Origin of the sequence: Henriciella pelagia (assembly GCF_002088945.1) — a bacterium.
Taxonomy (GTDB): Bacteria; Pseudomonadota; Alphaproteobacteria; order Caulobacterales; family Hyphomonadaceae; genus Henriciella; species Henriciella pelagia.
Genome location: NZ_NCSU01000003.1, coordinates 160,403 through 167,862, shown reverse-complemented (window position 1 = coordinate 167,862; position 7,460 = coordinate 160,403). Strand labels below are relative to the sequence as shown.

10 protein-coding genes are annotated in these 7,460 nt (G+C 62.2%); 6 read left to right on the top strand and 4 right to left on the bottom strand.

What is annotated here, in order from left to right; all coding sequences use genetic code 11:
• The 4 genes from B8746_RS17035 to B8746_RS00945 form a co-directional block, all read left to right on the top strand.
• A partial coding sequence (locus B8746_RS17035) for a hypothetical protein (protein ID WP_198943680.1) occupies positions 1 to 296 on the top strand: 296 nt, incomplete at its 5' end.
• Between the two features lie 123 nt (positions 297 to 419).
• Entirely contained in the window at positions 420 to 878 is a 459-nt protein-coding gene (locus B8746_RS00955; protein WP_143434496.1) for a hypothetical protein, read from the top strand.
• Positions 879 to 892: 14 nt separating this feature from the next.
• Positions 893 to 1,444, top strand: coding sequence for a DUF1697 domain-containing protein (locus tag B8746_RS00950; RefSeq protein WP_084391375.1), 552 nt, complete (start codon positions 893 to 895; stop codon positions 1,442 to 1,444).
• A 26-nt stretch (positions 1,445 to 1,470) separates the two neighbouring features.
• A complete protein-coding gene (locus B8746_RS00945) occupies positions 1,471 to 1,965 on the top strand; it encodes a hypothetical protein (protein WP_143434495.1) in 495 nt (164 codons plus the stop codon).
• On the opposite strand, the gene yihA is transcribed toward B8746_RS00945, so the two are convergent.
• From yihA to rpmH, 4 genes are read right to left on the bottom strand one after another with little or no spacing between them, the layout of a single operon-like run.
• Complete coding sequence (yihA, locus tag B8746_RS00940; protein WP_198943682.1) at positions 1,962 to 2,576, bottom strand: ribosome biogenesis GTP-binding protein YihA/YsxC; 615 nt, start codon at positions 2,574 to 2,576, stop codon at positions 1,962 to 1,964. The genes B8746_RS00945 and yihA overlap by 4 nt on opposite strands.
• Before the next feature lie 26 nt (positions 2,577 to 2,602).
• Positions 2,603 to 4,441: a membrane protein insertase YidC gene (yidC, locus tag B8746_RS00935; protein WP_233123778.1), complete on the bottom strand. Its 1,839-nt coding sequence runs from the start codon at positions 4,439 to 4,441 to the stop codon at positions 2,603 to 2,605.
• Entirely contained in the window at positions 4,438 to 4,872 is a 435-nt protein-coding gene (rnpA, locus tag B8746_RS00930; RefSeq protein ID WP_084391372.1) for a ribonuclease P protein component, read from the bottom strand. Before rnpA ends, yidC begins: the two co-directional genes overlap by 4 nt.
• A 30-nt stretch (positions 4,873 to 4,902) precedes the next feature.
• Entirely contained in the window at positions 4,903 to 5,037 is a 135-nt protein-coding gene (gene rpmH / locus B8746_RS00925; protein WP_084391371.1) for a 50S ribosomal protein L34, read from the bottom strand.
• A gap of 226 nt (positions 5,038 to 5,263) precedes the next feature.
• Between rpmH and B8746_RS00920 the strand changes: the two genes are divergently transcribed.
• Complete coding sequence (locus tag B8746_RS00920) at positions 5,264 to 6,022, top strand: TVP38/TMEM64 family protein (protein WP_084391370.1); 759 nt, start codon at positions 5,264 to 5,266, stop codon at positions 6,020 to 6,022.
• A complete protein-coding gene (locus B8746_RS00915) occupies positions 6,019 to 7,458 on the top strand; it encodes a dihydrolipoyl dehydrogenase family protein (RefSeq protein ID WP_233123776.1) in 1,440 nt (479 codons plus the stop codon). Before B8746_RS00920 ends, B8746_RS00915 begins: the two co-directional genes overlap by 4 nt.
• The last annotated feature ends 2 nt before the right edge of the window (positions 7,459 to 7,460 follow it).

Sequence of the window (7,460 nt, the reverse complement as noted above, 5' to 3'; positions counted from 1 at the left end):
GCGGCAACCGTGACGGACGCGACTACGCCAACAGCAACCGAGGCGGCGATCAGGGGCGCAATCGCGGCAATCGCGGCGGCGATGAAGGCCGCAACAGAGGCAACCGCGGCGGCGGCGATCAGGGCCGTCCGCGTGGCAACCGCGGCGGTGGAGATCAGGGTCGCAACCGGGGCAATCGCGGCGGTGAAAATGGCCAGAGAGGCAATCGCGGCAATCGCGATCAGATCAACCGTGCACGCAAGGAGCTTCGCGGCGGACCGAAGGGGTCTGAAGGCGGACGCGTTCACAAGAATTAGCGTCGAACGCCGGAGGGCCGCCCCGATCCCTTCTTGATGTTTGTGACAATCCGTTCATCCTGCGGTCAGGCGGGATCAGCTAAAGCCTTGACGACACGCCGCAAGCTGGATGGGGGGACCACCATGAAAACGCACTGGGCACGCGCACGTCGCAGCACATCAGCCGCAGGTCTGGCGGGCTTCATCGGCCTGTCTCTGGCCGGCTGCACAACCGCTGAGCTGGAAGCCATATCCGCCGGTCTCAGCCAGGGTCTCGCCGAAGCGTCCTACAGCCAGCCTTACGCCTCCTCGTATTACGGCAATGGTTACGCAGCCTCGCCATACACCGTCGCCAATGACCAGTGGGTCGGCTACAATGACTGCGCCCATATCGGCAGCTTCTACAAGTGTGACACCAATGGCGACGGCTATGCCGACATGTTCGGCGACACTGAGGATGGCTCCTACACCTCCTCATCCCTGAAAGTGAATGGTCGCGGCGAAGCCTATACCTGGGGCGAGAATGGCTGGGAACGCAACCGCGCCTATGATGGCCCGCGCCAGCCTGATGAAGTGATTATAACCCACCGCAACGATGACTGAGCGATAATGCTCTCATGAACCAGTGGGTCGTCTTCCTGCGCGGCGTGAATGTCGGCGGCAATAACAAGCTTCCCATGAAGCCGCTGCGCGATGCAATGGAGGCGGCCGGCTTCGAAGACGTGCAGACCTATATCCAGAGCGGCAACATCGTCTTCCGCTCGTCGCACGCATCTGCAGATGCCGTCGGCAAGGCCGTGACGAAGCTGATCGAAGGCGCGTTCGGTTTTGCCCCGCGCAGCCATGTCCGCTCCGCAGACCAGCTGAGCCGAGCCATCGCCGACAATCCGTTCGCGACGAAAGCCCAGAACGATCCGAAAACCGTGCACGTCTTCTTTCTCGCCGAAGCACCCGGCCACAAGGCCGATCTCGATGCGATCTACGACCTGAGAGCAAAGTCCGAGCGCACTGAGCTGATCGACGACGTGTTTTACCTCTACGCGCCGGACGGCATTGGCAGGTCAAAACTGGTTGCCCAGATCGAAAAATGGATTCCTGTCCCGATGACAGAACGAAATTTGCGCACGGTACTGGCGGTTCACGCAATGGCTGCTACAGAAGGCAGCTGACTCGGCACAACCGGATGGGGGCATTCATGTTGAAAACACTTCTCGCTGCGGCCATCGCCATGATCAGCATGCCGCTCGCAGCAGCCCAATCAGTTGCCCCGACAGGTCTCGATCCCGTGATGACCCAGAAAGCTTATGATGATGTGATGTGGTGCATTGGCCGATGGGAAGGCGCCCTTGACGGCTATATCGCGATCCGCCCCCTCGTCAGGGACCCCACAATCGTCGACAAGCAGATCGCCGCAGGGGCCTCGCTCGAGGGTACGATTGCCCAGATCAAGTCGATTGCGGAGGATCCATCCCAGCAGCTCGACCGCGCCTCCGCCTCAGCGGCGCACAAATCCGGTCGCCAGCTCTTCGATGACGTCATCCCCGGCGACCCGACCATCCTGTTCAATGCGCTGGCCGAGTACGGCAAGTTTTCCGAAGGCTGCAGGGACAAGCTCGTGACCGCATCCACCATTGCCTCTCTGTACAGCCAGGCGCGCACGGCAATCGAAGCAGAAATGGCGGGCGACTAGAGCGTCAGCTGCAGGATTTCGGCGCGCAGCTCCGGCAGGCCCCAGCCTTTTTCCGATGAGGTGACGCGGATGACGGGGTGGGCTGCCGGATGCTTCTTCAGCGCCGCCTCGACCTTGGCGCGGGTCTTCTCGGCCTCGGTCTTCTTCACCTTGTCGGCCTTGGTCATCACGATCTGATAGGTCACCGCAGCGGTGTTCAGCATGTTCATGACGTCGAGGTCGGTATCCATCAGCCCGCGGCGACTATCGACCAGCAGGAAGACACGGCGAAGGTTTACCCGCCCCTGCAGGTAGCGAAGCGTCAGGCGCTGCCACTCCTGCGCTTGCGTGCGCGACACCTTCGCATAGCCAAAGCCCGGCAGGTCCACGAGCCACATCTTGCCCTCGCCGAGATCGAAATAGTTGAGCTCCCGCGTCCGGCCCGGCTCCGACGAGGCGCGGGCGAGGTTCTTGCGGTTGAGCAGCGCATTGATCAGCGAGGACTTGCCGACATTGGACCGCCCGGCAAAGGCGATCTCCGGCCTGTCAGCCTCTGGCAGCTGCGTCAGCGAGGCAGCGCCCAGCACAAAATCGCAAGGGCCCGCGCACAGGACGCGGGCCGCTTCAATCATGTCCTCGGAGAATTCAGGCGTCTCGCTCAAGCGTCTTCCTTCTTGCGGCCGAGGAGGCTGCCAACCAGCTTGTCCAGCTCCGTCTCCACCCCATTGCGGCGCATGATGAAGTATTGCTGGATCAGCGACAGCGTGTTCGACCACACCCAGTAGAGGACGAGGCCGGCGGCAAACCCGCCGAAGACGAACATGAAGATGAGCGGCAGGAAGCGCATGATCATCTTTTGCGTCGGATCGGTCGGCGGCGGTGACAGCGCCTGGATGGCGGCCATCGTCACACCATACAGGATCGGCAGGATGCCGATACCGATGATCAGGCCGATGATCGGAATGGCCTTCACGTCAGCCGCGGCCCAGGGCAGCAGGCCGAACAGGTTGCCGATCGCCGTCGGGTCTGGCGCAGACAGGTCATCAATGAACCAGAAGGAGGCGTGGCGCATTTCGATGGTCACGAACAGCACCTTGTAGAGTGCGAAGAACACCGGGATGGTCAGTAGGATCGGGATACAGCCGGCAATCGGATTGGCCTTTTCCCGCTGGTAGAGCTTCATGATCTCCTGCTGGCGGCGCTGAGGGTCCGCAGCAAACCGCTCCTGGATCTCCTTCATCGGCTCGGTGAGCTTCTTCATCTTCGCCATGGATTTGTAGGACTGATTGTACAGCGGCACGAGCGGGATACGCACGATCACGGTCAGCGCGAGAATGGCCCAGCCAAACGTGCCGACCTTGCCTTCCAGCCAGGAGAGCAGCGCAAAGAGCGGCTTGGTGACATAGTAGAGAATGTTGCCCCAGTCGATCGCATCATCAAAGCGCGGCACGTCGGCCTGCTCATAGACGTCGAGGACGGCCTTCTCCTTGGCACCGGAGAAAATGCGGTTGGAGACGGTGATGGTCTCACCCGGCTGCAGTGTGCGCCCGGCACCTGCCGCCGTCAGCTGCAGCACAGGTCCGGTCTCGCGCGACAGGCGCAGGAAGCGGCCGGCGAATTCATAGCGCTGCTCCGGGATAAGCGTCGTCATCCAGTACTTGTCAGTAAAGCCGATCCAGCCACCGTCACTGGCGCGGCGCGTGCCCTGGTCGTCGGCATCCTTGATGCCCTTGTTCTTGTCGAGGTTCTTGTAGTTGCGCCAGGTCAGCTTGCCATCGAACACGCCGATAAAGCCCTGATGGGCCATGCCGCCGGTGCGCGAGCTGCCGGGGTCGGTTGCCTCAAGGAAATCCTTCCACGCGCCATGCCGCCGGATCGAGCCGAGCGGTGACAGCGTGCGGACTTCCGAACCTGTATTGGTGACACGGTCCGAATAGGTGAACATGTAATTCTCATCGACGCTGATGGTCCGCTCGATCGAGATGCCGTCGCCCTCAAAGGTCAGCGTGATCGGAGAGTCGGTCGACAGCGTGCCATTGCCCTGCTGCTGCCAGCGCGAGGTTGGCCCGGCCACGGGCGTATTGCCATCGAACCAGTACCAGCTTGCATAGTATCCGTACTCGGCATTGGTCGGCCGCAAAAGGCGAAGCTCGTTGACGCGTTCGACCGTGGTGTAATGGTCCTTCAGCTGCAGGTCATCGAGGATCGCACCGGTCAGGCGGATGGAGCCATCAACGCGATCTGCATCAAAGTTCACGCGCTGATTGGCAGACAGGGCCTCCTCGACCGTGGCGGCGATGGCCGGCGGCGCTTCGATGGCTTCGCTGGTTTCCGGCGTCGACAGTTCCTGCTGCGCTTCGGCGGCTTCCTGCGCGGCGCGGCGCTGTTCCTGCTGCGGATTGATGACCAGTGCCTGATAGCCAAATACGAAAGCGATCATCAGCACCATGGCGATGATGAAATTGCGCTGGTCCTGAGGGTCCATCCCCTGATTCATGTCGGCGGTCCGTGATCTTCAGATAAAGGAATGGGGCCCGGCCCCTCGCCAGACCCCCTCTTCAAGGTTGCGGCGAGGCTTATCAGCGCGCTTTCCATATCGTCAAGCAAACGCTGCCAGCCAATGTCAGCGGTGTCCATGCGGGCAATGAAGACATAATCGGCACCGGCGACCCCGTGCTGCGGCAGCAATTGCCGCGAGGCTTCTCTCAGGCGACGCTTGGAACGATTGCGAATGACGGCATTGCCGATCTTTTTTGTCGCAGTGAAACCAGCGCCAATCGTGGCCGGGGTGGCATCAGCTCCGCGTCGCTGACGCGCCTGCACGACGAGGCTCTTGCGACGCTCGGCCGCTCCACCGCGCACAAAAAGAAACTGAGGCCGCACGGTGAGCCGTACGACCTCAGCTGTCTTGTTCAATGTCTCAGCCATGGGGAAACCCCACTGGAGCCCGCGTGCCTCTTAGGCAGACAGGACCTTGCGGCCCTTGGCGCGGCGGCGTGCGAGCACCTTGCGGCCATTCTTGGTGGCCATGCGCGAACGGAAGCCGTGGCGGCGGGCGCGCTTGAGACGCGAAGGCTGGAATGTACGTTTCATGGGCTTACGCCTTAAGCAATTGTGTTGACCGAATTCGGAAACCGCGGCTGATACAGGCTGAGGCGGCAAGGGTCAAGGGAGGGATGCCAGTCTCGCACCGATCACAGTGGTTTGATCGCTGCACCCTGCCTCGTGAGCTGTCAGCAGCATGATAGCCGCCTATATAACAACGAACGAAGCGAGACCGGAAGACCCGGTACATCCTGCAAGGAAGGGACCGGACCCGATGTCCGAGACTGACACCGACACACTCCCAAAGGCGAGCCCATCGATCTGGCTCCGCCTCTGGCCGCTCTACCTGATCGTGGCAGGCATCGCCGCTGCATGGGCATTCGGCCTGTTCGACTATCTCTCCATTGATACGCTGCGCGAACAGAACGCCACCCTGCAGGCCTTCGTCGCCGAAAACCTGGTTCTCGCCTTCGCGATCTACATTGCGATCTATGCGCTCGCGACCCTGTTCATGCTGCCCGGCGCGCTCTGGATCACGATTGCGGGCGGGCTCCTCTTCGGCCTGGTCGGCGGGTCCATCGCCACAGTCATCGGCGCAACGCTAGGGGCCAGCATGCTGTTTTTCGCCGCGAAGACCTCGCTCGGAAAAGTGCTGCGCGACAAGGCCGGCGGGTTCGTAAAGAAGATGGAGGCCGGTTTCCGGGAAAACGCCCTCTCCTACATGTTCGCCCTGCGCCTCCTGCCCATCGTACCCTTCCCGGTCGCCAACATCGCGCCAGCGCTTCTCGGCGCGAAATACAGGGACTTTGCCTTGACCACGGCACTCGGCATCATTCCGGGCGTTGTCGCCTATACATGGATTGGAGCGAGCCTCGGGGTGACCTTCGATGCAGGCGAAACGCAGTCCCTGTTCGATGTCATCGGGAATTTCTTCCCGGCTTTCCTCGCGCTCGGCGCCGTCGCGCTGCTACCGGTCCTGTACAAGAAGATCGCCGGCCGCAGGGCCGCCCAACTGGAGAAAGCCGCGCAGTGAAAACCGATGCGCCCACACAGATGAAGGTTGACCTGGTCGTCATTGGCGCAGGCTCTGCCGGCCTGTCCGCAGCGGCCGGCGCGGCCATGCTCGGTCTGGACGTCGTCCTGTTCGAGAAAGGCGAGATGGGCGGAGACTGTCTGAATTCCGGCTGCGTGCCATCCAAGGCGCTCCTGTCGGCTGCAAAGTACGCCGCCGCCGCCCGCGAGAGCAGCACCTATGGCATTACCACAGTAGAGCCGGTCACCCACTGGCCGAGCGTCCAGCAACACATCCGCAAGGCCATCGACACCATCGCCCCGGTCGACAGCCAGGAAAGGTTTGAAGGCCTCGGCGTCACCGTCATTCGCGAGCACGCTCACTTCACGAACCCCAACACCGTTGCCTCGAAGAGCGTGGTCGTGCAGGCGCGCCGGATCATCATCGCGACCGGCTCTGTCCCTGCCATACCACCCATTCCCGGCCTCGACACCGTCGACTACCTCACCAATGAGACCGTGTTCTGGACGAAATCGCTGCCCGAACACCTGCTCATCCTTGGCGCTGGGCCCATCGGCATGGAGATGGCGCAGGCCTTCGCACGCCTCGGCTCGGCCGTCACCGTGATCGAGATGGACAAGGCCCTCGCCCGGTCCGACAGGGATCATGCCGAGATTGCCGTTGCCGCCCTGCGCAAGGAAGGCGTGACCATCCTGGAAAAGCACAAGGCCGTCTCCGTCTCGCAGGCCGATGGCGTCTTCTCGCTCGAGGTCGAGGATGAGAGCGCCCGCAAGACGCTGACCGGCTCCCACCTCCTCGTTGCGACAGGCCGCAAGCCCGTCACTGATGGCCTCGCCCTGCAGGCTGGCAATGTCGAGACAGACCGGCAGGGCATCCTCGTGACGGACAAGCTTCGCTCTGTCTCCAACAAGCGCGTCTGGGTGCTCGGAGACGTTGCCGGCAAGGGGCAGTTCACGCATCTCGCCGGCTGGCACGCTTCAGTCTTTGTGCGCCGCGCCCTGTTCAAGCAGGGCAGCAAATCCTCATCACTCCCCCTGCCGGCGGTCACCTACACCTCCCCCGAGGTCGCGCAGCTCGCCCTGACGGAGGCGGAAGCGCGCGCCGAATATGGTGACAGCATCGAAGTGTCCCGCTTCTCCTTCCACGAAAATGACCGCGCTATCGCCGAGGGCAAGACCGAAGGCGAGTGCAAGCTCATTATCCGCAAGGGCAAGCTTGTCGGCGCGTCGATTGTCGGCGAGGGCGCGGGCGATATCATCCAGCTGGTGACCTATGCCATGTCGAACGGCATGAAGGTCCAGTCACTGACCAATTTCATTTCCCCTTATCCGACGCGGACCGAAGTGGTGAAACGCGCCGCCAGCGCGCACTTCACGGACACAGTCTTCGGCAAGCCCGCGCGGACGCTTGTCAGCTTGCTTCAGCGCATCCCCTAGCC

What these genes read in the sequence shown, in the direction of transcription:
- rpmH (WP_084391371.1), bottom strand. Translation starts at nt 5,037, where the DNA reads ATGAAACGTACATTCCAGCCTTCGCGTCTCAAGCGCGCCCGCCGCCAC.
- yidC (WP_233123778.1), bottom strand. Translation starts at nt 4,441, where the DNA reads ATGAATCAGGGGATGGACCCTCAGGACCAGCGCAATTTCATCATCGCC.
- yihA (WP_198943682.1), bottom strand. Translation starts at nt 2,576, where the DNA reads ATGATTGAAGCGGCCCGCGTCCTGTGCGCGGGCCCTTGCGATTTTGTG.
- B8746_RS00950 (WP_084391375.1), top strand. Translation starts at nt 893, where the DNA reads ATGAACCAGTGGGTCGTCTTCCTGCGCGGCGTGAATGTCGGCGGCAAT.
- rnpA (WP_084391372.1), bottom strand. Translation starts at nt 4,872, where the DNA reads ATGGCTGAGACATTGAACAAGACAGCTGAGGTCGTACGGCTCACCGTG.
- B8746_RS00920 (WP_084391370.1), top strand. Translation starts at nt 5,264, where the DNA reads ATGTCCGAGACTGACACCGACACACTCCCAAAGGCGAGCCCATCGATC.
- B8746_RS00945 (WP_143434495.1), top strand. Translation starts at nt 1,471, where the DNA reads ATGTTGAAAACACTTCTCGCTGCGGCCATCGCCATGATCAGCATGCCG.
- B8746_RS00955 (WP_143434496.1), top strand. Translation starts at nt 420, where the DNA reads ATGAAAACGCACTGGGCACGCGCACGTCGCAGCACATCAGCCGCAGGT.